Source organism: Pseudomonas sp. B111 (assembly GCF_026428275.1).
Lineage (GTDB): Bacteria > Pseudomonadota > Gammaproteobacteria > Pseudomonadales > Pseudomonadaceae > Pseudomonas > Pseudomonas aeruginosa.
In genome coordinates this window covers 2,674,263-2,700,451 of sequence record NZ_CP097857.1, presented here as the reverse complement: position 1 = coordinate 2,700,451, position 26,189 = coordinate 2,674,263, and the positions used below count along the sequence as shown (strand labels likewise).

Below are 26,189 nucleotides of genomic sequence, written 5' to 3'. Positions count from 1 at the left end.
CGCCTTTCATCGGCGGGCCGGAGCGGCAGAACCAGTCCCCTCTGCCGAGGTCGAAAAGCAGGCGTCGCGGCGGTGCTGTGGCGTCCTTTCTTCAGCTACATTTTTCTTTCAGCAGTCGTTCCCATCATCCAGGGCAGCACCCAAGGGGCAGATCATGGCTCGCACCACTCCCATCGAGCTTTATCGCAACATCGGCATCGTCGCCCACGTCGACGCCGGCAAGACCACGACGACCGAGCGGATCCTCTTCTACACCGGCGTCAACCACAAGATGGGCGAGGTCCATGACGGCGCGGCGACCATGGACTGGATGGTCCAGGAGCAGGAGCGCGGCATCACCATCACCTCGGCGGCGACCACGGCCTTCTGGCAGGGCTCGACCAAGCAGTTCCCGCACCGCTATCGCTTCAACATCATCGACACCCCCGGCCACGTCGACTTCACCATCGAGGTGGAGCGCTCGCTGCGCGTGCTCGATGGCGCGGTGGTGGTGTTCAGCGGCGCCGACGGGGTCGAGCCGCAGTCCGAGACGGTCTGGCGCCAGGCCAACAAGTACCATGTGCCGCGCCTGGCCTACGTGAACAAGATGGACCGCCAGGGCGCCGATTTCCTCCGCGTGGTCGCGCAGATCAAGCAACGCCTGGGCCATGTCCCGGTGCCGATCCAGCTGGCGATCGGCGCGGAGGAAAACTTCAGCGGGCAGATCGACCTGGTGAAGATGAAGGCCATCTACTGGAACGATGACGACCAGGGCACCAGCTACCGCGAGGAGGAGATCCCGGCGGAGTTGCGGGCGCTGGCCGAGGAGTGGCGGGCGCACATGGTCGAGGCCGCCGCCGAGGCCAACGACGAACTGATGAACAAGTATCTGGAAGGCGAGGAACTGAGCATCGAGGAGATCAAGGCCGGGCTGCGCCAGCGGACCCTGGCCAACCAGATCGTACCGGCGGTGCTCGGCTCCTCGTTCAAGAACAAGGGCGTGCCTCTGGTGCTCGACGCGGTGATCGACTATCTCCCGGCTCCGTCGGAAATCCCGGCGATCAGGGGCACCGACCCGGACGACGAAGAGAAGCACGACGAGCGCCATGCGGACGACGACGAGCCGTTCTCGGCGCTGGCGTTCAAGATCGCCACCGACCCCTTCGTCGGCACCCTGACCTTCGCCCGTGTGTATTCCGGGGTGCTGACTTCCGGCGATGCGGTGCTCAACTCGGTGAAAGGCAAGAAGGAGCGGGTCGGGCGGATGGTGCAGATGCACGCCAACCAGCGCGACGAGATCAAGGAAGTGCGCGCCGGCGACATCGCCGCGCTGATCGGCATGAAGGACGTGACCACCGGCGACACCCTGTGCGCCATCGACAAGCCGATCATCCTCGAACGCATGGACTTCCCCGATCCGGTGATCTCGGTGGCGGTGGAACCGAAGACCAAGGCCGACCAGGAGAAGATGGGCATCGCCCTGAGCAAGCTGGCCCAGGAAGACCCGTCGTTCCGCGTGAAGACCGACGAGGAGACCGCGCAAACCATCATTTCCGGGATGGGCGAGTTGCACCTGGACATCATCGTCGACCGCATGCGCCGCGAGTTCGGCGTCGAAGCCAATATCGGCAAGCCGCAGGTGGCCTATCGCGAGACCATCCGCAACACCTGCGAGATCGAGGGCAAGTTCGTCCGCCAGTCCGGCGGCCGCGGCCAGTTCGGCCATTGCTGGATCCGCTTCGCTCCGGCCGACGAGGGGCAGGAAGGCTTGGAGTTCCACAACGAGGTGGTCGGCGGGGTGATTCCCCGAGAGTTCATCCCGGCGATCCAGAAGGGCATCGAGGACCAGATGCAGAACGGCGTGCTCGCCGGCTACCCGCTGATTGGCCTGAAGGCGACGGTGTACGACGGCTCCTACCATGACGTCGACTCCAGCGAGATGGCGTTCAAGATCGCCGCCTCGATGGCCACCAAGCAACTCTCGCAGAAGGGCGGAGCGGTGCTCCTGGAGCCGGTGATGAAGGTCGAGGTGGTGACCCCGGAGGACTACATGGGCGACGTGATGGGCGACCTCAACCGCCGGCGTGGCCTGATCCAGGGCATGGAGGATACCCCGGCGGGCAAGGTGATCCGTGCCGAGGTCCCGCTGGGCGAAATGTTCGGCTATGCCACCGACGTGCGCTCGATGTCCCAGGGGCGCGCGAGCTACTCGATGGAGTTCGTCCGCTATGCCGAGGTACCGGCCAGCGTGGCCGAGGCGATCGTCGCCAGGCAGGGCCGCTGAGAGCCGCCGCGCGCCGCCGAGGCCAGCGGCGGCGCGCGTCTTTCCGGGAGCGGCAGCCGCATCTCCGGCGCCGATGCGCTTGCCAAGCGGGTTTTTTGACGCCCCCTGGATGCTTAACTATAAGACAGTGACCAAGGCCCGCACCTATACGGTCACAAGGATGGCGAATCGATGCTTGCTTCAGCGATTGCCAGCGGTACCGCAGTCTCCCAGGTCTCCAAGCATCTCCTAATGTTCCTGGCCGCCCTTTTCCTCGCCCTCGGTGCATGCGGCTGGGCGATCCTGCACATCGCCAGGCAGCAGGACGACATCGCCATCGAGCAGAGCCATTTCTACGTGGAAAAGGCGCTGCAGAATCGCCGGGAAAATTCCGAGCAGTTCTCCACCACCTATTCGTTCTGGACCGACGCCTACGTCTATCTGGGAAACCGGGTCGACGTGGACTGGGCCTTTACCAAGAACAACCTCGGCTCGGTGCTCTACACCACCAACGGCTACGACGGCGTCTTCGTCATCGACGACCGTGGCACTCGCTACGCCATGCTCGAGGGCGAGCTGTCCGAGCGCTCGCTGGCCGACTCGCTGGGCGCCGATGCCGGAGACATCCTCAGCGCCGCCCGCCGCGCCGCGGTGGACGAGGCGGCGATCAGCCGCTACGTCGACTTCGACGGCGCACCGGCGATCCTGGTCGCCTCGGCGATCAAGCCCACCAGCGATCATGCGCCCATCGACCTGGACAAGGCCTCGGTGATGGTCTTCGTCGACCGGCTGACCCCGGCGAAGCTGGCCAAGCTCGGCGGCGACTACGGCATCGCCAACCTGCACCTGCTGGCCGGCGGCGCGGCGGGCGACAAGGAAAGCCTTGCCCTGGAGGGCACTCCCCATCGCCTGGCCTGGGTGTCGTCGCGTCCGGGTAGCGCCATGCTGCGGGAGACCGCGTTGCCGCTGCTGGGAATCTTCGTGCTCGCCGCCGGGCTGCTGTTCTGGCTGAGCCGCAGCGCCGTGCTCAACGCTCGCGCGGTGGATCGCCAGCAGAAGGTCCTGAAACGCAGCAACCAGGCCCTGCTGGCCAGCGAGGAACGTTTCAAGTCGATAGCCGAGGCGGCCTCGGACTGGATCTGGGAAGTCGACGGGCATTTCGTCTTCACCTATCTCTCCGTGCGCTTCCGCGACGTCACCGGCTACCAGCCGGAGGCCTGGATCGGGCGGCGGCTGGACGAGTTGCTGGATAGCGATACGGTGAACATCGTCAAGTGGCTGGAAGGGCTGCCCGATGCCGGTGCACCGTCCAGCCTGGTCTGCGCTTTCCGCGACAGCCAGGGCCAGGCGCGGGTCGGCAAGCTGAGCGCCAGCGCGATCCGCAACGGCGTCGCCAGCGGCTATCGCGGCACGGCGGCCGACATCACCGACGAAGTCGAAGCCCATGCGAAGATCCAGCATTTGTCCCTGCACGATGCCCTGACCGGCCTGCCGAACCGCAACAAGCTGTTCCAGTTCCTCGAACGCCTGCTGGCGGAAAAGGCTGGCAAGTCGCCGGTAGCGGTACTGATGCTCGACCTCGACCGCTTCAAGCCGATCAACGACCAGCATGGCCATCCCGCCGGCGATGCGGTGCTCTACGCCATCGCCGAACGGCTGCGCGCCTCGACCCGCGACCAGGACATGGTTGCCCGGCTCGGCGGCGACGAGTTCGTGGTGGTCAGTACCCACGTATCGTCGAAGCTGGAAATCGAGAAGTTCTGTAGCCGGCTGATCGACGTGATCAACCGCGAGATCGCCTACGAAGGGCACAGCTTCCATGTCGGCGCCAGCATCGGCGTGGCCCTGGCGCCGGAGCACGGCGGCGATCCGCGCGGCCTGCTGCGTTGCGCCGACGTGGCGATGTACGAGGCCAAGGCCGCGGGGCGCAATACCTGGCGTTTCTACTTGGAAGCGATGGACTCCCATCTCGCCGAGAAGAAGCTGCGCGAGACCGAGTTGCGCGCCGCCTTGCAGAACGGCGAGTTCGAGTTGTACTACCAGCCGCGCTTCCTGGCGCAGGAACAGACGATCGCCTCGGCGGAGGCGCTGATCCGCTGGAACCATCCGCGCCGCGGGCTGATCGGCCCGGACGAGTTCATCGGCCTGGCGGAAGAAAGCGACCTGATCGTGCAGATCGGCAACTGGGTGCTGCGCGAGGCCTGCGCCACCGCCGCCTCCTGGCCGGGCGAGGTGATGGTCTCGGTGAACGTGTCGCCGGCGCAGTTCATGACCGGCGATATCGTCTGGCAGGTGCGCGAGGCGTTGCGCCTGGCCCACCTGGATGCCCGCCGGCTGGAGCTGGAGGTCACCGAGAACGTCATGCTCAACGATGTCGACGGCGCGCTGCGGACCATGACGGCCCTCAAGGAACTGGGCGTCCGCCTCAACATGGACGACTTCGGTACCGGCTATTCCTCGCTCGGCTACCTGCGCACCTATCCCTTCGACAGCATCAAGATCGACAAGCGCTTCGTCGCCAGCATGGAGAAGACCGGGCGCGACCGTTCGATCGTGCAGGCCATCATCAATCTCGGCAACGCCCTGAACCTGCGGGTCACCGCCGAGGGGGTGGAGACCGAAGGGCAGATGCATATCCTGCGCGACGAGCAATGCCACGAACTGCAAGGATTCCTGCTCAGCCGGCCGCTGGATGCGCAGGGCCTGCGCGACCTGCTGGCGCGCGAGGCGGGGCAGACCCAGGCGCCACAGGTTTCCGCCGAGGGCCATGCTGCGCGCCGCCCTTGAGCGGGGGCAGAAGAGACCACGCGGAGCCTCAGCGGCCCTCGGTTCAGCGAACGCCCTGCGTATGGTTCAGAGAATGCTCAACTGATTATTTGACCTGACTGATTCCCTTCCCGTCTTCGCTTGCCGACACTCCGTCCTTCCCATGGCCTTGTGCCAGGGCCAGCGCCGGTGGTCGCCACCCGCTTCGGGCGAATCGCGGTGATGGTCTGCTACGATCTGGAGTTTCCCGAATGGGTGCGCCTGCCGGCGCTGTCCGGCGCACAACTGCTCTGCGCACCGGTGAACTGGCCGGCGGCACCGCGTCCCGAGGGCGAGCGGCCGGGCGCGGCCGGGCGCGGCTGGGCGAATGAAAAAGGGCGCGGGCCAGTATCGGCGCCGCGCCCTTTTGCCGGAGGAGAACCTTATTCCAGTTCGGCTGCGCTCTCTTCCTGGCGCTTCAACCCGGTATGACTGATGGCGTGCAGAGCGGTATTGAACTGTACGGTCTCGTTGAAACCCTTGACGATCTGCGCCAGCTTCTCGCGGGCGCTTTCCAGCTTCTTGAAGCGCTCGCCGAGTTCCAGGCTGCGCTGCTGGACGCTGGCTTCGCGCTTTTCCAGTTCGGCCTGGCGCAGGTTCTGCTGGCTGCGCAACTCTTCGAGGCGTTCCTGTTCGATCTGCAGTACTTCGGCTCGCCGCGCGCTGCTGCGCTCGCGGGCTTCGACGCTTTCCGCGAGTTGTTGCAGGGCCGCGCTGCGCTCGGCCAGGAGACGGTTGCTTTGCTCGGTTTCCCGCTCCAGCGCCTGGCGGTCGTCCTGCAGGCGCTTGTGCCACTGCCGGAGCTGCTTTTCCTTTTCCTGCAATTGCCGCTCCTTCTCGTGCAATTGCGTCTGGAGCGACTCCAGCGACTCCTGCTGCTTGAGCGCTTCCTGCTTCTGCTGGCTCAGTTGCTGGGCCATGCCGGCGAGGTCGGCCAGGGTGCCCTGCACGTCCTGTAGCAGATGCTCGGTATCGTTGCCGATATCGAGCGCGGTATCCGTATCCACGTGGGCTTCATCCTCGGGTTGGCGAATGACGGCGGCGGCCTGGGTGGGCGCCTCTCTGGCGTCGGCCTCGCCCTCGGCGCCGGCCAGGCGTGCGGGCGGCACCCGGAGGCGCAGCGACAGGCTGGGGACCCTGGCCGATACCGGTTCCGGCGCGGGTGCGGAAGCGGCGAGGGGGGAGGGGCTCGGGGGCATGGAGGATTCCTCGGCGGCGTCTGGAGACGGAAGGTTGGCGCTGCCCGTGGCGTCGGCGGCGTGCAGCGCGGGGTGGAGCAGCTGCGCCAGGTCGGCAAGCTCCTCGCGAAGATGACTGGCGTTGTCGACGAAGGCGCCGATGGCCTCGGCATCCGCTACCTTGGCGGACTGCTCCGCTTTCGTCGCGAACTCGGCTGGCGCCCCACCCTCGGGCGCTGCCGTTTCCGCCTCCGGCCGCGGCTCGGGCTCGACGCAGCCGGCCTCGGTGACGGTTTCGTCTTCCGCCGCCTCGGGCTCGTCGATGGGCTCCGCCGGCCCGTCCGTGGCCTCGTCCGCATCGTCCGCGGCGAAGACATCGGGAGCGGCGTCTTCGAAAAGGGCCTCATGGACGAGCGGCGGGACGTCCGCGCAGGGTTCCTCGCCATCCAGGGCGGGGCCGTAGCCATGGGGGGACTCGAAGGTGACGAGCTTCATCACCCACTCGCGTTCGAGCACCAGGGAGCGGTGTTCTTCCCGGCGCGAGGGGGCGATGGCCGCGTCCTGCAGGTCGATGAGGTGGTAGGCCAGGTCGCTGGTCCGGCGGTTGCCGGTGGTGGCTTCGCGGACGAGCTGGCGGAACACCTGGATGGCCGCCTCGCAGGCCTCGTCGGTGTCGAGGCGGCCCAGGCGGAAGCCGTCGTCGGTCTTGAACAGGGAGGCGATGTAGACGCGCGAGTCGTTTTCGTCGACCTGTTCGTTGAGGCTGTAGGCGATGAAGTTGCGGTCGCTGGCGGGAATGGCGAAACCACACAACAAGGCCGCATTCAGTTCCGTCTGCTCGGCAGTTTCCACACTGATGGTTCGAAGAAGCATAAGCCCTGGAGATCCCGTTGGTGCTTGGAAGGTGTAACGGGCGAGGGTACCGGGAGCTATGGGCGAGGTAACTTGGACGAGTCCTATTGCCTTGTAAGAAAAATCTTGAAGATTTTACTGCGCACCGTGCCCAGCGCACCGCGCAGGCTCGTCCGCTCGTACGGGTCCGGCGCGCTTCAGCGATCCGCCATCAGGACGACGATGGCCTCGGCGACGAAGTCGGCGTTGCGCTCCAGGGTCTGCAGGTGGTTCATGACGACATCGTAGGTTTCGCCGCCTTCATGGCGCTTCGCCCAGATCGCCAGCTCCTCCAGGGCCATGCCGAGGGCACTCTGGTTCTGGTTGAGACGGCAGAGCAGGGCGACAGTCAGGTCGTGATCCAGCATGGCGGTACTCCTGATCCTGAAAAACTCAGCGTAGACCCCCTGGCGCTCCGCCGACACGGAAGCGGTTCACGAAAAGACGAAGCGGTTCAGCCGCTGCCGACGAGGTGGCCTGAGTTCGTGGCCGGTGCCCACGGCGCAGCGCTTGCGACGGTCCCTGGCAGCTTCGGACCGACCTGGCAAGGGGACCTATCCGAACGGCGAGGGTGGCCCGCGGCCGTGCCGTGCCGCATGGCCAGTTCCCCATGCCGCCTGGCTATACTGGCGGCGCGGGAACAAGACGCCGCCCATGAAGAGCGTCCCGGCCCCGAACGTCGCGCTTCCTGTCATCTCCGCTACCTATCTTTCGTTCTTCTGCCGCGAAACGGCTTTCGGAAGCAGGCTGCCGGCGGTCGTTCGTCGCGCCGTCCCGGGGTTTCCCTGCCCGTGCCGATCCGACCCGTGTTGCCAGCGAGGGGTATGTACGCAATGTCCGTGACCGATGCCAGTTTCCCGATCATCAACTGGTCGAAGGCGATGCCTTCGTTGCGCCAGCTGATGTATTTCGCCTGTGTCGCCGAGTACGGCAGCATCGGCCAGGCCGCCGAGGTGCTGCACGTTTCGCAGCCGTCGCTGTCGCGGCAGATCCAGGCGCTCGAAGTGCACATCGGCGAGGCGCTGTTCGTCCGCGGTCCGGCCGGGGTGAGCCTGACCGAGGTGGGCAGGGTGGTGCATTGCCGCGCGGTGAAGATCATCGCCGAGGCCAAGGCGCTGACCCGCGACATCAGCGACGGCGACGACCGCCAGTTGCACATCGGTTTCAGTCGCTACCTCGATCCCGGCTGGTCCGGCGAGCTGGCCCGGCAGTTGAAGGAAGCGCGGGTGTGCAGCGCCGTTTCGCCATCCTGGGCGCCATCGCTGGACCTGCTCAGCCTGGTCCGCGAGTCGTCCCTGGACGCGGCGATCATCGGCGCGCCGCCGAAGGTGGTGCGTGAATACGAGCTGATGGAGATCGGCAGCTACGAGCACGTCATCGCCCTGTCGGAAACCCTGCACCGGCGACTGGCGCCCGACTGGTCGCTGAACGACCTGGTCGGCGAGCCGCTGCTGGTACCGAAGGACTCGCTGTTTCCCGCCTACAGCCAGTTCATGAACGATGCGATGGATGCCGCCGCCTTCGCGCCCCGGCGCAGCGTGCGGCCGAACGACCTGAGCATTCTCCTGGCCCAGGTCGCCAGCGGCGACGGCTTCGCCTTCCTGCCGTTGTCGCTGACCAAGTTCGCCTATCCGGGGGTGGCCTTCACCGCCTTGCCGGCGGCGGTCAACGAAGGTTTCCGCCTGCCGGTGGGGCTGGCGGTGTCGCCGACTTCGCGGCTTCGTGCCAGCGACACCCAGTTCGAATGCTTCGTCGAGACCGCGCGGCGGGTCGCCGCCGGTTGAAGGAGGCGGCCGGGAGCGCCGGCCGCGCGAGGGGCTTCAGAGGGTCTTCATGTACTCGACCAGGGCGCGGCGCTGCTGCTCGTTGAACTGCGCGTTGCCGTAGTCGTGGCCGCCATTGGCGTTGCCCGGCTTGCCGCTGTCGAAGAGGAAGCGGTTGGCGCCTCCGGCATCGGTGATGTAGCCGACGTTGACCGGGTCGAACTCGACGCTGCCGGTATAGAAGGTGCGCGGCCGCAGGTCCGGCGGCAGCAGCAGGTCGTAGAGGGTCGCCACCGAGCCGTTGTGCAGGTAGGGCGGGCTGGCCCAGATACCGTTCAGTGGGCGCGCCTTGTAGGCCATCAGGTCGCTGGTCATCGCCAGGCACTGCTCCAGGCGCCGGGCCTTGTCGCTGTCGGCCGCGACGTTTTCGGCCAGGAGCAGGGCGCCTGGCGCGTCCGCGGCGGTCGCTTCGACGCTGTCGGCGTCGGGGCTGTCCGGCACCGGACTGATCAGCGGCGGCAACTGCCCGTCGAAGATGCCCAGGGCGGCGGTCTGGAAGGCACCCAGGGCGACGCTCAGGCCGCGCGCGGCCAGGGCCTGGACCACCACTTCCTGGAGCACGTCCACCGCATAGGCCTGCTTGCCGTAGAAACCGCGCTGGCCGGTGCCGACGAAGGACAGGTAGGGCTTGCCGCGCACATAGCCGGTCTTCAGTTGGGCGATGCTGTTGCAGGCGGTCCACGGGTCGGTGCCGATCGGCGCGACCTCGCCGCGCGCCTGCAGGTGGGTGAGCACGGTCTTCACCGGGGTCCGCAGGTCGTTGCGGTCCAGCGGCGTGTGGCAACTGGAGCAATGTTGCCGGTACAGCTCGCGGCCCTCGGCGACCCTGGTCGGCTCCGGGGCGCCGAACAGCTGGTTCGGCCAGGCCGGCGGCTTCAGTTGGCCGAGCTGGTCTTCGATGCGGATCAGGTTGTCGACGTTGATGCTCGACGGGTAGCCGATGTGCAGCGCCGACTGGATCGGGCTGAGCACCTTGACGTCGGCGAATACCCCGACCGCCTCGCCGGCGTTGCGCGCCAGGGCGCCGACGTCGAACTTGCGGTTGTCGATGTCGACCACGTTGATGTGGTTCGGGTTGAAGCCGGTCCACTGCACGCGGTCCAGCTGCGGTACGTTCCACAGGAACGGATAGCTCACGGGGGCGTCCTCGGCGCCGTAGATCTGCTCGTCGGCGTGCAGTTCGTAGCCCACCGAGTTGAAGATCGAACCGATGGCGTCCAGGCGGCCCGGGCCGAACTCGGGATCGTGCGGCAGGTTGAAGTGCGAGCCGTCGCGCAGGCGCACGATGGTGGCGTCCAGAGCTGCCTGCAGGCGCGCCTTGTTGGCGTCGTTGTAGCCGCTGACCAGGCCGTCGGCGCCGAGCACCTTGCGGGCGAAGCGCTCGAACTTGGCGGTGTCGGCGCGGGTGCTCTGCAGGGCGCCGAGGATCTCCAGCTGGAAGCCGGCGAGGTCGCCCATGGTCTGCCCGCCGTAGACGGTCAACTGGGTGCCCTGGTAGCTGATGTGCGAGGTGTGGCACATGCTGCAGGTCGGTCCGACCCAGGGTTCCCTGGAGCCCTGCAGGGCTTTCCAGCGCAGCTTGGTGAAGGTCAGGTCGCTGTCGTCGCTGCGGTCGACCGCGTAGCCCTGCACCACCTTCACGCTGGAACCGCCGAGGGTGTGCGGGACATAGCCGTACTGGCGGATCAGCGCGTCGGACATCAGCGGTTCTTCGCTGGCGCGCTGCTCCAGCGCCACCAGCCAGGCCAGCGGCAGCATCCGCGAGCCCTGGCCGGCTTCCAGCCAGGCGGTCTTCTGGGTCTGGTTCCAGCCCTGGTCGAGGTCGACGCCGCTGTCGTCGGCGAATGCCGGGGCACCGGCGAGGACGGAAAGGATGGCAAGGCTGAGTCGCGATAGGGTCATCGGGCGGTTCTCTCTATTGGGCATGTGGGCGGGGCCGGCTCACAGAGTCTTGAGGTATTCGAGCAGCGCCAGGCGCTGGCTTTCGTCGTACTCGCGGGCGAAGTCGTGGCCGGCGTTGGAGTTGCCTTCCAGGTGGGTGTCGAAGAGGAAGGCGTTGTCCGGGCCGGGCCCGGTGAGGTAGCCGACCCGGCTCGGATCGAACTCGTGGCTGCCCGTGTAGAAGGTGGTCGGCCGTTGCTCCTGGGGCAGCAGCAGGTCGTACAGCGACGGCACCGAACCGTTGTGCAGGTAGGGCGCAGTGGCCCAGATGCCGTTCAGCGGGCGAGCGATGTAGCCGAGGAACGGATGCTCGGTGTTCAGGCAGTAGTCCTTGCGCGCACTCTTGTCGGCGGGGACTTCGCCGGCGGCGAGGCTCGGCGCCTGGCTGCCGGCCGGGTCGCCGCCGGCCAGCAGCAGTTGCCCGGTGGGAAGCGCTTGCAGGCTGTCGGAGCCGGGCAGGGTCTGCTGCCCGGTGACGATGGCGTGGATGATCTCGGCGATGCCGTCGGCCAGTTGGCCTTTCTTGCCGAGCATGATCTGGAACACCTCGGGGACCTGCATGTCGGCGATCTTCGAAGTCCGCCCGACGATGCCGACGCCGCTGGGGGTGCCGAGGGACGGTCGGAACAGGCCGAAGTAGTTGCCGCTGGGGCTGCTGAAGGTGAAGGTGTTGCAGGCCATCCACGGGTCGGTGCCGATCGGCGCGTCGTCGCCATGGGCCTTCAGGCGCACCTGGCGGACCTTGATCGGGGTTTGCAGGTCGTCGCGGCCGATGCTCGCATGGCAGGCCGCGCAGTTCTCCTCGTAGAGGCGCTTGCCCTGGGCCAGCCTGGCGCTGTCCGGGGCGCCGAACAGCTGGCTCGGCCAGGCCGGCGCCTTGAGCTTGTGGATCAGGCCCTCGACACGGGTCAGGTTGTCCACGCGGATGCTCGATATATAGCCCTCCAGGCCGGACAGCGGATGGCTGACCACGTCGCCGTAGTCGCCCTGGACCACGCCGATGTCGCCGGCCAGGTAGCCGAGGTCGAAGACCTGGCCGTTGAGGTCGAGGACCTTGACGTTGGGCACGAATCCGCTGGATTGCAGCTTGTCCATCTGCAACGTGTGCCACAGTGCCGGGAAGCTGGTCGGCGCGTCGGTCGGGTTCGCTTGCAGGTGACGGGCGCCGGAGTTGATCGCCGCGCGGTTGAGCGACTGGCCGGTGGCGTCGAGGCGCCCCGGGCCGGGTTGCAGGTCGGTGGCGGACATGCTCAGCAGGGTATCGATCAGCGCCGCGCGCTTGGCCAGGGCGGCCTTCAGCAGGTCGCGGTTGGCCGGGCTGTCCTCGCTGCCGAGGACGTTGCCGGCGAAGCGCGCGAACTTGTCGCCGTCGTCGCTGGTGCGGCGCAGCGCGGCGAGCACTTCGTCGAAGATCGCCTGGACGTTGGCCAGGGTGGCGCCGGCGTCGACGGTCAGTTCGCTGCCGCGGTAACTGATGTCGGTGGAGTGGCAGCCGGCGCAATTCAGCCCGACCCAGGGTTCGCTGGACGACTGGCGGGCTTTCCAGCGCAGGCGGGTGTCGGAGAACTGGCTGTCGTCCTGCTGGTCGAGGGCGAAGCCGCGCGGCAGGCGCAGTTCGCCGCCTTGCCAGTTGCGCAGGGGAAAGCCGAGGCGCCGGGCGTTGTCTTCGGAGAACAGGCGCTCCTCGCTGTCCGGACGCTCCAGCGCCTGGGCCCAGGCCAGCGGCAGCAGCCGCGAACCGAGCGAGGCGTCGTACCAGGAGGCGCGTTGCTCGGCGTTCCAGCCTTGCTCGAGCTGGATTTCGGTGGCGACGGCAGGGCTGCCGGCGCTGGCCAGCGCGGCGGCCAGCAGGATCCGCGAAAAGGTCGGATGCATCGTGTTCCCCTCATGGCTGACGACGTCTGCGTCCCCACAGGGCAGAGCGATGCAGTGCGCTCGATGGCTGGGCGTGCCGCCACTTCGTCCCTGACGGGAGCGCGCCGGCCGCGGCGCGCCGCGGGCCGGAACGTCCGGTTGGGCACTACGCTACGGAGTCGCGGCGGCCGGCGGGTAATGCTTTTTGTGCGACGGAAAAGGTATGGGAAACGGAACCGCCCGGTCCGGAAAGGGCGCGCCGGTCGGGCTTCGCCCTGCGCGCCAGGTTCGCAGGGCGGAGAGCGCCTAGGGCGTTGCCCGTTCTATCGGACAATCCCTGCCGGGCTTGCGGACGAAGACCAGGTAGAGTGCGCTGAGCAGCGCGAGGAACGGCACGCCGAAGACCAGGGTCATGCGGAACGCCTCGGTGAAGAAGGTGGTGACCAGGATCGCCGCCATCAGCGCCAGGCCGAGCAATGTCGACCAGGGCGCCAGGCGCATGCGGAAGGCCAGCGGCGCGCCGCCGTGGCGGGCGCGGTGGCGGCGGAAGCAGAGGTGGGTGAAGAAGATCATCAGCCAGGTGAAGAGGGCGCCGAACATCGACACCGCCATCATCAGGGTGAAGGACTGCTCCGGGTAGACCAGGTTGAGCAGGGTCGCCAGGGCGATACCGACGCTCGACAGCAGCAGCGCGTTCAGCGGCACGCCCTGGCGGCTCAGTTCGCCGAGGCCCTTCGGCGCGTGCCCCGCGCGCGACAGGCTGAACATCATCCGGGTGGTGATGTAGAGCTGGCTGTTCATCGCCGACAGCGCGGCCACCAGCACCACGAAGTTCATCACGCCGGTGGCGCCGGGCAGGCCGATCGCCTGCATCACCGTGACGAACGGGCTCTGGCTCTGCCCGGCCTGGTCCCAGGGGACGATGGCGAGCATCAGCGCCAGGGTCAGCAGGTAGAACACCACCAGGCGCACGATGGTCGAGCGGAACGCCGACTTCACCGCCTGTTCCGGATGCTCGGCCTCGGCGGCGGCGACCGCGATCATCTCCACGCTGAGATAGCTGAAGATCGACACCACCACGGCGATCCACATGCCTTTCAGGCCGTGCGGGAAGAAGCCGCCGTGGGCGCTGTAGTTGTGCACGCCGTAGGCCGGGTTGGCGGAGCCGAACACCAGGTAGGCGCCGAGCAGGATGAAGGCGACGATGGCGGCGATCTTCAGTGTCGAGAAGCAGTATTCGAAGTTGCCGAAGGCTTTCACGCTGCTGGCGTTCAGGCCGATCAGCAGGGTCGAGAAGGAGATGATCCAGACCCATTCCGGGATACCGGCGAACCAGTACTTCATGTACATGGCCACCGCCGTGACCTCGGTGCCCACCGCCAGGACGATGGCCGCCCAGTAGGCGTAGCGCACCAGGAACCCGGCCAGCGGGCCGACGTAGTGCTCGGCGAAGGCGCCGAACGAGCCGGGGGTGGCATGGGCCACGGTCATTTCCGCCAGGCAGCCCATCAGCAGCAGGGTGATCAGCGCGCCGATGGCGTAGCTGAGCAGGACGCTGGGGCCGGCGAAACCGATGGCGAAGGCGCTGCCCATGAACAGGCCGGTGCCGATGGCGCCGCCGATGGCGATCATGCTCATCTGCGCGGCCGAGAGCCGCCGTTGCAGGCCCTGCTCGCGGCGCGAGATGGCCTCGAAGCCCTGGGGGTCGTTCATCTGGATGTCCTCTGGAATCTTATTGGGGTTCTTATGAATTGCCGAGGGAACGTCGGTGGCGATGTGCGGGTGCCGGTCGCGGGCTCCTGTGCGCGAGAGCGGTGGGTGCTCGCGGGCCGCCCCGGGAATACCGGCGCGGTCCGCGCGGGCGGGACTCAGGTCACCTTGTGCCGGACCTGGTAGCGCGGCTCTTTCCAGGCTTCGCTCTGGAGGATTTCCAGCAACGCCTGCACCGCATCCCAGACCTCGACGAAGCGGGTGTACAGCGGGGTGAAGCCGAAGCGCAGGATGCCCGGCTCGCGGTAGTCGCCGATTACCCCGCGGTCGATCAGGGCCTGGACGATGGCGTAGCCCTGGGCATGCTCGAAGCTGAGATGACTGCCGCGCCGGGCATGCTCGCGCGGGGTCACCAGGGTCAGGCCGAAGCGTTCGCAACGGCTTTCCACCAATTCGATGAACAGGTCGGCGAGGGCCAGCGACTTGTCGCGCAGGCGCTGCATGTCGGTCCGGGCGAAGATATCCAGGCCGCATTCGACCAGGGCCAGCGAGGTGATCGGCTGGGTGCCGCAGAGGAACCGGGTGATGCCTTCGCCGGGCTGGTAGCGTGGCTCCATGGCGAACTGGCGGGAATGACCGAACCAGCCGGACAGCGGTTGCCAGACACGCTCGCGCAGGCGTGGCGCGACCCACACGTAGGCCGGCGAGCCGGGGCCGCCGTTGAGGTACTTGTAGGTGCAGCCGATGGCGTAGTCGGCCTCGGCCGCGTGCAGGTCCAGCGGCAGCGCGCCGGCTGAGTGGGCCAGGTCCCAGATCGCCAGGGCGCCGTTTTCGTGGACCAGGCGGGTGACCTCGCGCATGTCGTGCAGGTAGCCGGTCTTGTAGTTGACATGGCTGAGCATCACCACCGCGGTATCCGCGTCGATCGCCGCCGGCAGTTGCTCCGGGCCATCCACCAGGCGCAGCCGGTAGCCGCGCTGGAGCATGTCGGTAAGGCCCTCGGCGATGTACAGGTCAGTGGGGAAGTTGCTCGATTCGGAAACGATCACCTTGCGCCCTGGCGCTTCTTCCTCCTGGATCCGCAGGGCGGCGCTGAGCACCTTGAACAGGTTGATCGAGGTGGTGTCGGTGATCACCACTTCGCCGGCGCGCGCGCCGATCAGGGGCGCCAGCTTGTCGCCGAGGCGCTCCGGCAGGCCGCGCCAGTCGGCGCTGTTCCAGCTGCGGATGAGGCCCTCGCCCCATTCCGCGGCGACCACTTCGGCGGCGCGCTCCACGGCGGCCCGGGGGCGGGCGCCGAGGGAGTTGCCGTCGAGGTAGATCACGCCGTCGGGCAGGGCGAACAGTTGGCGCAGGTCGGCCAGGGGATCGCCGGCGTCGAGCGCCAGGCAGTCGTCACGAGTGGTCATCGGTTACTCCGCGGTAGGCAGGGCGCGCAGCACGGCACGCACCGGGCTGGCATCGAGGTGGGTGAATTTCAGCGGCAGGGCGAGCAGTTCGTAGTCGCCGGCGGGCACGTCGTCGAGAACCACGCCTTCGAGAATCGCCATGCCGTGGCGGCCCACCGCGTGGTGGGCGTCGAGGGTCTTGGAGTGCTGGGGGTCGAGCGACGGGGTGTCGATGCCGACCAGCCTGACGCCGCGCTCGGCGAGGCACTCGATGGTGGCCGGAGCGATAGCGCAGAAGCCTTCCGGCCAGTTCGCCGGGACCCGTTCGAAGGTCCGCAGCAGCACCCGCGAGGGCAGGTCGTCGAGCTGGCCGGCGAGGTGTTCGGGGGTCACCAGCGGGTTAGCGCCGATACAGTGGATCACCCGGCACGGTCCCATGTAGACGTCCAGCGGCACCTGGCCGATGGGCAGGCCGTCGGCGCGGTAGTGCAGGGGGCCGTCGACGTGGGCGCCGGTATGCGGCGAAAGGGTGATCCGGCCGACGTTGACCGGGCACTGCTCGTCCAGCCGCGCCGCCCATTCCTGCTGGAACGGCGTGTCGCCGGGCCAGGTCGGCGTGTTCGGGTCGAGGGCGGGACTGATGTCCCAGTAGCGGAGCGAAGTCATTGTTTTTCTCCGGAAATCCAGCGAATGATAATGAACGAGATTTCGGAGAATTTTCGTGCGAAATGCAAGGTCGTATGGCAATCTATTCGCACAAAATTCGAAGATAGCTATTCATTCTGATAGGAACTGCACATGTCCCTGGACGCCATCGATCTGCGCATTCTCCGTCACCTGCAGCAGGACGGGCGGATGAGCAACCAGGACCTGGCGGAGAAGGTCTCCCTCTCGCCATCCGCCTGCCTGCGCCGGCTGCGCCTGCTGGAAAGCGAGGGGATCATCCGCGGCTACTCGGTGGAACTGGATGCCGAGCGACTGGGCGTGGAGCTGGAAGCCATCGTCCATGTGTCGCTGCGCCAGGACGTCGAGGGTTGGCACGAGGCGTTCATCGCCAGGGTCCGGGACTGGCCGGAGGTGGTCACCGCCTATGTGGTGACCGGCGCCACCAACTATGTGCTACGGGTCCGGGCGCGCAACCTCAAGCACTATTCGGACTTCATCGTGAACAAGCTGAACCGCGCCGCCGGCGTCACCGACATCCGCTCGGAAATCGTCCTGCAGGAGATCAAGGCCGGTGCCGACCTGCTCGACCTGGTGAACCTGAAGAGTTGAACGGGGCGACCCCTCATAAAAGCATGAGTGCAATGAGAGGGACGAATTTTCAGTCGCCGAGGGAAATAATTATTTTGTCTTTTTTCATGGGGTTACGAGTTATTAGCTAATGAATAAATAGTCTGCCGGAATTGATTTTCCCCGTGCTAGGTTTCCTCCGTCCCCGTTGCCGGGTTGTCAACGTTACACGGAGGTTAGGCGGTGAGTGAATATATCGAGACCGACGACGCAAGTTACTTCCGGGTCAGGCGCCAGGCCTATGTTTCCGCGGAACTGCACCGGCGCGAACTGCACGAGATATTCGACGACAGCTGGCTGTATGCCGCCCACCTCAGCGAGCTGCGCGAGCCCGGCGACTTCATCACCCGCGACGTCGGCGGGCGCAACCTGATCATCCAGCGTCGCGTCGATGGCGAGCCGGCGGTCTACCTGAACGCCTGCGCGCACCGTGGGGCCAAGGTCTGCGCCGAGCGCCAGGGCAACAGCCAGCGTTTCACCTGTCCCTACCATGGCTGGACCTACGACAGCCACGGCAGCCTGATCGGCCTGCCGGACAAGGCCGCCTACCAGCACGCCGGGCAATGCCATCCGGAGCTTTCCCTGACACGGGTGAAACACGCGGTCTACCGCAACTTCCTGTTCATCCACTACGGCGCCCGGCAAGCGTCCCTGGAAACCTACCTGGGCCAGGCGAAGGACTACATCGACCTGATCTGCGACCAGTCCGAGGCGGAACTGGAGATCATTCCCGGCGGCTTCGAGCATTCGATCAAGGCCAACTGGAAGCTGCTCGCGGAAAACGGCGTGGACGCCTACCACCTGCCGTTCGCCCACAAGCGCTACCTGGAATACCTGAATAGCCTCGGCACCGATCCGGAGTCGCACAAGCGCCACGGTCGCGGCGAGGCGCTGGGCAACGGCCATGCGCTGATCATCAGCGGCCCGCCGTCCACCGGACGGCCGATCGCCTACTGGAGCCCGCTGTTCCCGGAAGCGCTCAAGCCGTCCATCGCCGCCAAGTTCGAACGCCTGGTGGAACGCTTCGGGCAGGCGCGGGCAGAGGACATCGCCCACACCAACAAAAGCCTGTTCATCTTTCCCAACCTGGTGATCAACGACATCCTCGGCCTGAACATCCGCTCGTTCTTCCCGACCGCCGCCGATGAGGTCAGCGTCACCGTATGGGGCGCCGGCTTCGCCGATGAGACCCGCGAGGAGCGGGCGGCGCGGATCAATGGGTTGATCTCGTTCATCGGCCCGGGCGGTTTCGGCACCCCCGACGACGTCGAGATCCTCGAATCCTGTCAGCGCGCCTACGCCCACGCCGCCCTCGGCTACAGCGATTTCTCCCGCGGCATGGGACCGGCAACCCGCCGCCACGTCGACGAGGAACAGAACCGCGGCTTCTGGCGCGAATGGAGCCGCCGGCTCGGGCAGCAGCCCGCCGCCCTGCGGCGTCTCGCCGTGGCCGTCTGAGCCGTCTTCAACCATCGCTCCCTGCAGATCCCTGCGCGCCGCCCTGGCTACGCGGGGAATAAAGGGTCACTGCAAGGAACGTCATCCATGTGTGGAATCACCGGCTGGACCGACTGGAGCCGCGACCTCGGCGAGCAGCGCAGCATCCTCGAACGCATGACCCGTACCCTGGCCCCGCGCGGGCCGGACGCCGAAGGCCTGTGGCTGTCGCGGCACGCGCTGCTCGGCCATCGGCGCCTGGCGATCATCGACCTGGAGAACGGCGCCCAGCCGATGCTTGCCGAGGCTGGCGGGCGGGTGGCGCTGACCTACAGCGGCGAGGTCTACAACTTCCGCGAGCTGCGCGCCGAGCTGGAGACGCTGGGCCAGGTCTTCCGCACCCGCTCGGACACCGAGGTGGTGCTGCGCGCCTATCTGCAATGGGGCGAGGCTTCCTTCGCCCGGCTCCGCGGCATCTACGGCTTCGCCCTGTGGGACGAGCGCGAGCAGAGCCTGTGGCTGGTGCGCGATCGCTTCGGGGTCAAGCCGCTGTACTACTACCCGACCGCCGGAGGCGTGCTGTTCGCCTCGGAACCCAAGGCGATCTTCGCCAACCCCGAGGCCAACCCGGTGCTCGACGCCAGCGGCATCGCCGAGCTGTTCGCCCTGACCACCGCGCCGACTCCCGGCCACGGCCTGTACAAGGGCCTGCGCCAGGTCCGGCCGGGCCAGGCGCTGCGCTTCGACCGCAATGGTGTGCGCGAGCTGGTCTACTGGGCGCTGCGCGCGGAACGTCACGAAGAGGGCGCCGAGGACAGCGCCGAACGCGCCGGCCAGTTGCTCCGCGAGGCAGTGGCCGAGCAACTGGTGGCTGACGTCCCGCTGGGCAGCCTGCTTTCCGGCGGGCTCGACTCCAGCGCCATCAGCGCCTTCGCGGTGGCCGCGCTGGATGGCGACGCGCGGCGCCTGCCGACCTTCTCCGTGGACTTCCCCGGCGAAGGCCGCGGCTTCGTCCCGACGCCCTGGCAAAGCAGCTGGGACGAACCCTATGCGCAGCTGGCGGCGAACTTCCTCGGTACGCCGCACCGTACCGTGCTGGTCGCCCCGGAAGAGGTGCTGGAACAGGACGAGGCGGTGCTCCAGGCCCGCGACCTGCCCGGCTGGGGCGAGCTGGACGCCTCGCTCTACCTGCTGTTCCGCCAGGTCCGCGAGCACACCACGGTGGCACTGTCGGGCGAGTCGGCCGACGAGGTGTTCGGCGGCTACCCGTTCTTCCACGACCCGAGCGCCCTCGCACACGACGGCTTCCCCTGGCTGGCCGGCAAGAGCGGGCCCTGGCAACTGCTGCGGCGGGAGGTCGCCGAACGGGTGGCGGCGCCGGAATACATCCGGGCGCGCTACCGCGAGGCCCTCGCCGAAGTGCCGCGACTGGATGGCGAGGATGCCGCCCAGCGGCGCCAGCGCGAGGTCGCCTACCTGGCGCTGAGCCGCTGGCTGCCGGCGATGCTCGAACGCAAGGACCGGATGAGCATGGCGGTCGGCCTGGAAGTGCGCGTGCCGTTCTGCGACCACCGCCTGGTGGAGTACGTATGGAACCTGCCCTGGGCGCTGAAGAGCGTCGCCGGGGAAAGCAAGAGCCTGTTGCGCCGGGCCCTGCGCGGGCACCTGCCGCAGGCGATCCTGGAGCGGCGCAAGAGCGGTTTCCCGGCCAACCCCGACCCACGTTACCTGACGCTGCTGCGCGAGCGGGTCAGCCGCCTGCTCGACGACGGCCGCTCGCCGCTGTTCGAACTGGTGGACGCCGGGCGGGTCCGCCAGGCCCTCGAACAGGGCACGCCGCTGCCCAGCCCGCGTGCTTCGGCGAGCCCGACCGCCGGCCTGGCCTACCTGCTGAACCTGGACCGCTGGCTGACCCGCCACGGGGTCGACATCAGCCTCTGAGCGGCACTTTCTTCCCGGAGGATATTCATGAGCCTTGCCTTGTCCCGTCCCGACAGCGACCTGCTGGCGCGGGTCAGCGATTTCCTCGTCGCCGAAGCCGAACTGCTCGACGACCGCCTGCTGGATACCTGGTTCGCGCTGTTCGAGCGCGCCGCACGCTACCGGGTGCTGCCCTTGCAGGAGCAACTGGCCGGCCAGGCGCCGGAGGACAGCCTGTACATCATCGACGACGACCACGTGCGCCTGCGCGAGCGGGTCGACAGCATCCTCGGCGGGCATACCTGGATGGAGCAGCCGCGCTCGCGCACCCGCCGCCTGGTGGGCAACGTGCGGCTGAAGCGGGTCGAGGGCGAACTGGTCAGCAGCCGCAGCAACTTCGTCGTCCATCAGTTCCGCAACCGCGAGGCCTGGAACTTCGTCGGCGAAGCCAGTCATGTCCTGCGCGACGGTCCGGAGGGCTTGCGCATCGTCTCGCGGGAGATCCGCCTGGACCACGAGACCATCAGCGCCCAGCGGCGCATCAGCATCATCCTGTGAGGCGCCGCCCATGAGCACCGATCCGTTGCTGCCCGGCTTCGACTACCTGACCCTGCACACCTCCGCCGCGCGCCTCCGCGTCGCCGTGAAGGGCAGCGGCCCGCCGCTGCTGCTGTTGCATGGCTATCCGCAGACCCACCTGGCCTGGCACCGCATCGCTCCGCGCCTGGCCGAGGACTACAGCGTGGTCCTCGCCGACCTGCGTGGCTACGGCGAATCGCGGGCGCTGGACGAGGAGGGCGCCGACTATTCCAAGGCCGCGCTGGCCCGCGACCAACTGGAAACGATGGGCCAGCTCGGCTTCGAACGCTTCGCGGTGATCGGCCACGACCGCGGCGCGCGGGTCGGCTATCGCCTGGCGCTGGACCATCCGCAGGCGGTCGCGGCCTTCGTCTCGCTGACCGTGGTGCCGATCCTCGACAACTGGGCGGCGGTGAACAAGGCCTTCGCCCTCAACGCCTACCACTGGTTCCTCCTCGCCCAGCCGTACGACCTGCCGGAGCGCCTGATCGGCGCCGATCCGGAGCACTTCCTCGACTACACCCTGCGACGCATGGCCCAGGGCCGCGACATCTACCACCCGCAGGCGCTGGCAAGCTACCGCCGGGCGTTCCGCGACCCCGCCGTGCGCCATGCGATGTGCGAGGACTACCGGGCCGCGGTGGGCGTCGATGCCGACGCCGATCAGGCCGATCGCGACGCCGGCCGGCGCCTGCAATGCCCGGTCCAGGTGCTCTGGCAGGAGCGCCCCTACGCCGCCGGGCAGCATCCGCTGGAAATCTGGAAGACCTGGGCCGGGCAGGTCGAGGGCGCCGCCATCGGCGCCAGCCACATGCTCCCCGAAGACGCGCCGGACGCGGTGCTGGAGCACCTGCTGGGGTTTCTCGCCAGCCACCGGGAGGCGCTCCGATGAGCGCCGTCGAACGCGATCCGGCGGCGCAGGCGACGCTCTGGCGACAGCGGGTGTTCGAGGTGCACGCGGCGATGTCCGCCTACCTCGCCGAGCGCCATCGGCGTGAAGACCTGGGGGACTGGGTGGCGACCAGCGCGCGGATATTCGCCGATCTGCCGGCGACCGACGACCTGCGCGCCGAAGCCTGGCAGGCGGTGTTCTTCCGCGCCCAGGCGCTGATCGAACAGTTCATCGTCGCGCGCCCGGCGGATTACCGGCTCGACGACTGGGCGCGCGCCACCGCGCGCATCTATCGCGCGCTGGAACCGGCGGGGCGGGGCGATCCGGCCAGCGCCGCCGACCGTCTGGCACGCCAGGCCGCGCTCTACGGTTCGCGTTTCGAGGTGCAGGCCGAGGCTGGCGGGCGCGCGGTATTCCACAACCGTCACTGCGCGATCTGGGACTACCGCGAGCGCGCCCGCGCCCGAGGCGTGCCGATCACCCTGGAGTCGGCCTGCACCTATTGCACCAAGCTGCTGTCGGCGTTCGTCGCCGCCAGCGATTGCCACGCCGACTGGCGGCTCTACGAAGAGCCGCAAGGCCACGGCTGCGTATGGACCATCACGGCGGACAGCCTCAACCAAGGAGCAGGCGTACATGAACGCGATCATTGAACAGGCGCGCAGCCTGGACGGCTACCAGGATTCCAGCGAACTGCTGCAACGTCGCGACCAGGACTGGGTGCTCGACCGCGCCGGCATCGAGCCGCGCAGCCTGCTCGATCTCGGCTGCGGCATCGGCTCGCTGCTGCTCGGCGCCTCCCGGCGCTGGCCCGGCCTGCAACGGTTGTGGGGCATCGAGCGTTCGCCTCTGCGCCTGGAGCAGGCGCGCGCGCAGTTGCGCGGGGCTGGCGTCGAGGCGCGTCTGCTGGAGGGCGACCTGCTCGACCTGCCGCCGCTGGCGGAACGCTTCGAGCTGATCAGCATGACCGCCGTGCTGCACTGGCTGTATCCCGATGAAGAGCGGCTGTTCCGGTGGGTCGCGCGGCACCTTGAGGCGCAGGGGGTATTCCTGTTCACCTCGCACCATCCGTTCGCCGAGGATGGCCTCGGCGGCGAGGACGACCTGGTCGCCCAGGCCCTGGTCGAGATGGGCCTGGCCGCGCCGGAACGGGTGGCGGCGCTCTACGCGGAAGCCGGGCTGCTGCCGATGGGCACCCGCACCCGTGGCCGGGAGGCGTTGCGCGAACGCGTCGAACGACACTTCCGGGTCGACTCCATCGTCTCCCGCCCGGCGGTCCTGCGTGTCGCCGACTCCGCCGAGTACCAGCGTTTCCACGCCGCCACCTTCGGCACCTATTTCGCACCGCTGGTGCCGGCGACGCGCCTGGAGGAATTCTTCGTCCGCCTCGGGCGGATCGCCGAGCGGCGCATGCAGGCCGACGGACAGGTCAGCGAAATCCCGGTCAGCGTCTGGCGCTGCCGGGGGCGGGAGGGCGAGGCATAACCTTATGCGCAATCGGTCTGCCGCGCGGCTGAAAATCGGTACGGGCAATTGCACTCGGTGGCATCCGCAACCGCTCAAGGATGAACCGACCATGCCCAACCCGCGTTCGCCACGTCTTCGACTCGTCCCCGTGCTCTGCGCGGTCGGCCTGGCCTGCCTCGGCCAGCCCGGCGAGTCGGCGGCAGAGGAGGTCCGCGCCACCAGCCGCGCCGAGATCCAGCGCTTCGACATCCCGGCCGGCGAACTGGCCCAGGTGCTGCTGAGCATCGTCCGCCAGAGTCGCACCCCGATCGCCTTCGACCAGCACCTGGTGGAGGGCCTGCCGGCACCGGCGATCCAGGGCTCCTACAGCGTCGAGCAGGCGCTGCAGCGGGCCTTGCAGGGCAGCGGCCTGGAATACAGCCGCAGCGCCGCCGGGGTGCTCAGCCTGCAACGCGCCACGGCGCCGGATGCCGCGCTGCCGGCGGCGAAGCCCGCCGGGACCCTGGCCACGGTGGTGGTCACCGGCACCCGCAAGGCCGATGTCAAGGCCGGCGAGAGCCTGGCACCGATCGATGTGGTCAGCGCCGAGCAATTGCGCGACAGTGGCAGCGGCGACCTGCGCGACGCCCTGGTGCGCCTGCTGCCCTCGCTGTCGCGCCAGGCCCAGGCCTACAACGCTTCGGCGCTGACCAACGCGCAGTCGCTGCGCGGCCTGAGTCCCAACCACGTGCTGGTGCTGGTGAACGGCAAGCGCCGCCACGAGACCGCCAATATCAATGTCAGCGGCGGGCTGCAGAGCGGCTCCACCGGGGTCGACCTGGACACCATCCCGCTCGCCGCCATCGAGCGCATCGAGGTGCTGCGCGACGGCGCCTCGGCGCAGTACGGCTCGGACGCCATCGCCGGGGTGATCAACGTCATCCTCAAGTCGGCCGACCACGGCGGCCGGCTCGCCTACGACAACGGTCGCTACGGCGATGGCGACGGCCTGACCCAGAACGGCGGGGTGAATGGCGGCCTGCGTTTCGGCGAGAGCGGTTTCCTCAACCTCAGCGCGCAGTTCCGCGAGCAGGCGCGGACCATCCGCGCAGGCATCGACCAGCGCACCGGGCGCTACGGCAACCCGTCCATCGGCGACCCTTCGCTGCACCGCCAGGCGCTGGCCTACAACGCCGGCGTGGCGCTGGACGACAACGTCGAGCTGTACAGCTTCGCCACCTATACCCATCGCTCGGTGTCCTCGGCGCAGATCTACCAGTTGCCGTCCTTGGCGCCGCGGCTCTATCCGAACGGCTTCACCCCGCGCATCACCAGCGACGAGGACGACTATTCGCTGACCCTCGGCGCCCGTGGCGGCGAGCTGTTCGGCGCCTGGGACTGGGACCTCAGCTCGACCTACGGCGCCGACCGCCCGGAGATCGGCATGGACCACTCGATCAACCTCGCCCTCTACGGCGAGACCGGCGATTCGCCGCGCTCCTTCGACCTGGCGCGCTACAAGGCCACCCAGTGGACCAATAATCTCGACCTGCGCCGCGACTTCGACCTCGCCTGGCTGCCGGCGCCGCTGAATTTCTCCTGGGGCCTGGAGCAGCGCCGCGAACTCTACGAGGTCGAGGCCGGCGATCCCTGGTCCTACTACAACGGCGGTTCCAAGGCGCTCCCCGGGCAGGCGCCGGCCAGCGCCGGACAGTGGAGCCGCGACGTGCTCGGCGCCTATCTCGACCTGTCCACCGCCCTCGGCGAGGGTTGGCAACTGGAGACGGCGGCGCGCTACGAGCACTACAGCGACTTCGGCAGCACCACCAACGGCAAGCTCGCCAGCCGCTACCGCTTCAGCCCCGAGGTATCGGCGCGGGCCAGTCTCAGCAGCGGCTTCCGCGCGCCGTCGCTGGCCCAGGAGAACTACACCAGCCTGGGCGTCTCGCCGACCATCGCCAGCGGCCTGCTGGCGGTCAACTCGCCGGCGGCCAGGCTGCTCGGCGCCGAGGACCTGGAGCCGGAAAAGTCGATCAGCTACAACCTCGGCCTGGTGCTCGATCCCTTGCCGGACCTGAACCTGGCCATCGACGCCTATCGCATCGAGATCCGCGACCGCATCGTCGACGGTGCCACCTATTCCGGACAGCCGGCGATCGATGCGCTGCGCGCCGGCGGGATCAGCATCCCGGCCGGACTGACCCAGGTCAGCACCCACTACATGACCAACGGCGCCGACACCCGTACCCACGGCCTCGACCTCACCGCCAGCTACCTCACCCGGCTCGGCGAGTGGGGCCGGATCGACTGGCGCCTGGGCGCCAACGTCAATCGCACGAAGCTGGTCAGGAACCATCGCGGGCGCAACGGCCAGCCGCTGCTCAACGGCCAGCAGCAGGCCTGGATCACCAGTTCCACGCCGCGCAGCCAGGTCAGCCTGCAGGCCGACTGGAGCTACCGGCGCTGGGGCCTGACCCTGCGCGAAACGCGCTACAGCAAGACGGTTTCCGAACTGGACTACTACACCGGCGAGCACGCCTATTCGACCACGGTCTTCAACCGCTTCGAGAACTCGCCCAAGTACATCACCGACGTTGCCCTGCGCTATGCGGCGAGCCGCAACCTGACCCTGAGCGCCGGGGCCAACAATCTGTTCGACGTGAAGCCCGACAAGCTGCCGGCCGAGAGCGCCTACCTCGGCTTCAACCAGTACGACACCTATGCCTCGCAGATCAGCTTCAACGGCGCCTTCTACTACCTCGGCGCGGCCTACACCTTCTAAGGAGGACG

18 protein-coding genes and 1 pseudogene are annotated in these 26,189 nt (G+C 67.9%); 12 read left to right on the top strand and 7 right to left on the bottom strand.

The annotated features are described in order from the left end of the window. The first annotated feature begins 154 nt into the window (after positions 1-154). The 3 genes and pseudogenes from fusA to M6E97_RS12495 form a co-directional block, all read left to right on the top strand. Positions 155-2,263: an elongation factor G gene (fusA, locus tag M6E97_RS12505; RefSeq protein WP_003088751.1), complete on the top strand. Its 2,109-nt coding sequence runs from the start codon at positions 155-157 to the stop codon at positions 2,261-2,263. Between the two features lie 171 nt (positions 2,264-2,434). Then, positions 2,435-5,029 (top strand): bifunctional diguanylate cyclase/phosphodiesterase, encoded by a 2,595-nt coding sequence (locus tag M6E97_RS12500; protein WP_033938885.1) that lies wholly within the window; start codon positions 2,435-2,437, stop codon positions 5,027-5,029. A 159-nt stretch (positions 5,030-5,188) separates the two neighbouring features. Then, a pseudogene (locus tag M6E97_RS12495) lies at positions 5,189-5,377 on the top strand (nitrilase-related carbon-nitrogen hydrolase); the annotation flags it as partial. A 53-nt stretch (positions 5,378-5,430) separates the two neighbouring features. On the opposite strand, the gene M6E97_RS12490 reads toward M6E97_RS12495, so the two are convergent. Together M6E97_RS12490 and M6E97_RS12485 are read right to left on the bottom strand one after the other, a co-directional pair. Further along, the gene (locus tag M6E97_RS12490; protein ID WP_033938883.1) at positions 5,431-7,098 is read right to left on the bottom strand and encodes a hypothetical protein; all 1,668 of its coding nucleotides are present in this window, start codon (positions 7,096-7,098) and stop codon (positions 5,431-5,433) included. A 176-nt stretch (positions 7,099-7,274) separates the two neighbouring features. Beyond that, complete coding sequence (locus M6E97_RS12485; RefSeq protein WP_003088759.1) at positions 7,275-7,484, bottom strand: hypothetical protein; 210 nt, start codon at positions 7,482-7,484, stop codon at positions 7,275-7,277. A 513-nt stretch (positions 7,485-7,997) separates the two neighbouring features. Between M6E97_RS12485 and M6E97_RS12480 the strand changes: the two genes are divergently transcribed. Further along, a complete protein-coding gene (locus M6E97_RS12480; protein ID WP_079381503.1) occupies positions 7,998-8,900 on the top strand; it encodes a LysR family transcriptional regulator in 903 nt (300 codons plus the stop codon). A gap of 36 nt (positions 8,901-8,936) precedes the next feature. Here the strand turns inward: M6E97_RS12480 and M6E97_RS12475 are convergent, their stop codons facing one another. From M6E97_RS12475 to kynB, 5 genes are all read right to left on the bottom strand, one after another. Further along, positions 8,937-10,841, bottom strand: coding sequence for a 10S-dioxygenase (locus M6E97_RS12475; RefSeq protein WP_023101307.1), 1,905 nt, complete (start codon positions 10,839-10,841; stop codon positions 8,937-8,939). Between the two features lie 39 nt (positions 10,842-10,880). Further along, a complete protein-coding gene (locus tag M6E97_RS12470) occupies positions 10,881-12,755 on the bottom strand; it encodes a (7S,10S)-hydroperoxide diol synthase (protein ID WP_003088765.1) in 1,875 nt (624 codons plus the stop codon). Positions 12,756-13,040: 285 nt separating this feature from the next. Beyond that, positions 13,041-14,447 (bottom strand): amino acid permease, encoded by a 1,407-nt coding sequence (locus M6E97_RS12465; RefSeq protein ID WP_003088769.1) that lies wholly within the window; start codon positions 14,445-14,447, stop codon positions 13,041-13,043. 155 nt (positions 14,448-14,602) lie between these two features. Beyond that, on the bottom strand, positions 14,603-15,853 hold the full coding sequence (kynU, locus tag M6E97_RS12460) for a kynureninase (protein WP_034005577.1): 1,251 nt from the start codon (positions 15,851-15,853) through the stop codon (positions 14,603-14,605). A 3-nt stretch (positions 15,854-15,856) separates the two neighbouring features. Continuing rightward, complete coding sequence (gene kynB, locus M6E97_RS12455; RefSeq protein WP_003088775.1) at positions 15,857-16,498, bottom strand: kynurenine formamidase KynB; 642 nt, start codon at positions 16,496-16,498, stop codon at positions 15,857-15,859. A gap of 132 nt (positions 16,499-16,630) precedes the next feature. On the opposite strand from kynB, the gene kynR reads away from it, so the two are divergent. The 8 genes from kynR (at position 16,631) to M6E97_RS12415 (ending at position 26,181) form a co-directional block, all read left to right on the top strand. Beyond that, positions 16,631-17,107 (top strand): kynurenine pathway transcriptional regulator KynR, encoded by a 477-nt coding sequence (gene kynR, locus M6E97_RS12450; RefSeq protein ID WP_003088777.1) that lies wholly within the window; start codon positions 16,631-16,633, stop codon positions 17,105-17,107. A 201-nt stretch (positions 17,108-17,308) separates the two neighbouring features. Then, the gene (locus M6E97_RS12445; RefSeq protein ID WP_003088779.1) at positions 17,309-18,583 is read left to right on the top strand and encodes an aromatic ring-hydroxylating oxygenase subunit alpha; all 1,275 of its coding nucleotides are present in this window, start codon (positions 17,309-17,311) and stop codon (positions 18,581-18,583) included. 87 nt (positions 18,584-18,670) lie between these two features. After that, positions 18,671-20,503, top strand: a complete 1,833-nt coding sequence (asnB, locus tag M6E97_RS12440; RefSeq protein WP_033938879.1) for an asparagine synthase (glutamine-hydrolyzing) — start codon at positions 18,671-18,673, stop codon at positions 20,501-20,503. A gap of 27 nt (positions 20,504-20,530) precedes the next feature. Continuing rightward, on the top strand, positions 20,531-21,040 hold the full coding sequence (locus M6E97_RS12435; RefSeq protein ID WP_003088783.1) for an aromatic-ring-hydroxylating dioxygenase subunit beta: 510 nt from the start codon (positions 20,531-20,533) through the stop codon (positions 21,038-21,040). A 10-nt stretch (positions 21,041-21,050) separates the two neighbouring features. Next, a complete protein-coding gene (locus M6E97_RS12430; RefSeq protein ID WP_003088786.1) occupies positions 21,051-21,953 on the top strand; it encodes an alpha/beta fold hydrolase in 903 nt (300 codons plus the stop codon). Continuing rightward, positions 21,950-22,606 (top strand): hypothetical protein, encoded by a 657-nt coding sequence (locus M6E97_RS12425; RefSeq protein ID WP_003128649.1) that lies wholly within the window; start codon positions 21,950-21,952, stop codon positions 22,604-22,606. The genes M6E97_RS12430 and M6E97_RS12425 overlap by 4 nt, the downstream gene beginning before the upstream one ends. Further along, positions 22,590-23,438 carry a class I SAM-dependent methyltransferase gene (locus M6E97_RS12420; RefSeq protein WP_003128648.1) on the top strand — a complete coding sequence of 283 codons (849 nt, stop codon included), beginning with the start codon at positions 22,590-22,592 and terminating at the stop codon, positions 23,436-23,438. Before M6E97_RS12425 ends, M6E97_RS12420 begins: the two co-directional genes overlap by 17 nt. Before the next feature lie 91 nt (positions 23,439-23,529). Continuing rightward, positions 23,530-26,181 (top strand): TonB-dependent receptor, encoded by a 2,652-nt coding sequence (locus M6E97_RS12415; RefSeq protein ID WP_033938878.1) that lies wholly within the window; start codon positions 23,530-23,532, stop codon positions 26,179-26,181. The last annotated feature ends 8 nt before the right edge of the window (positions 26,182-26,189 follow it).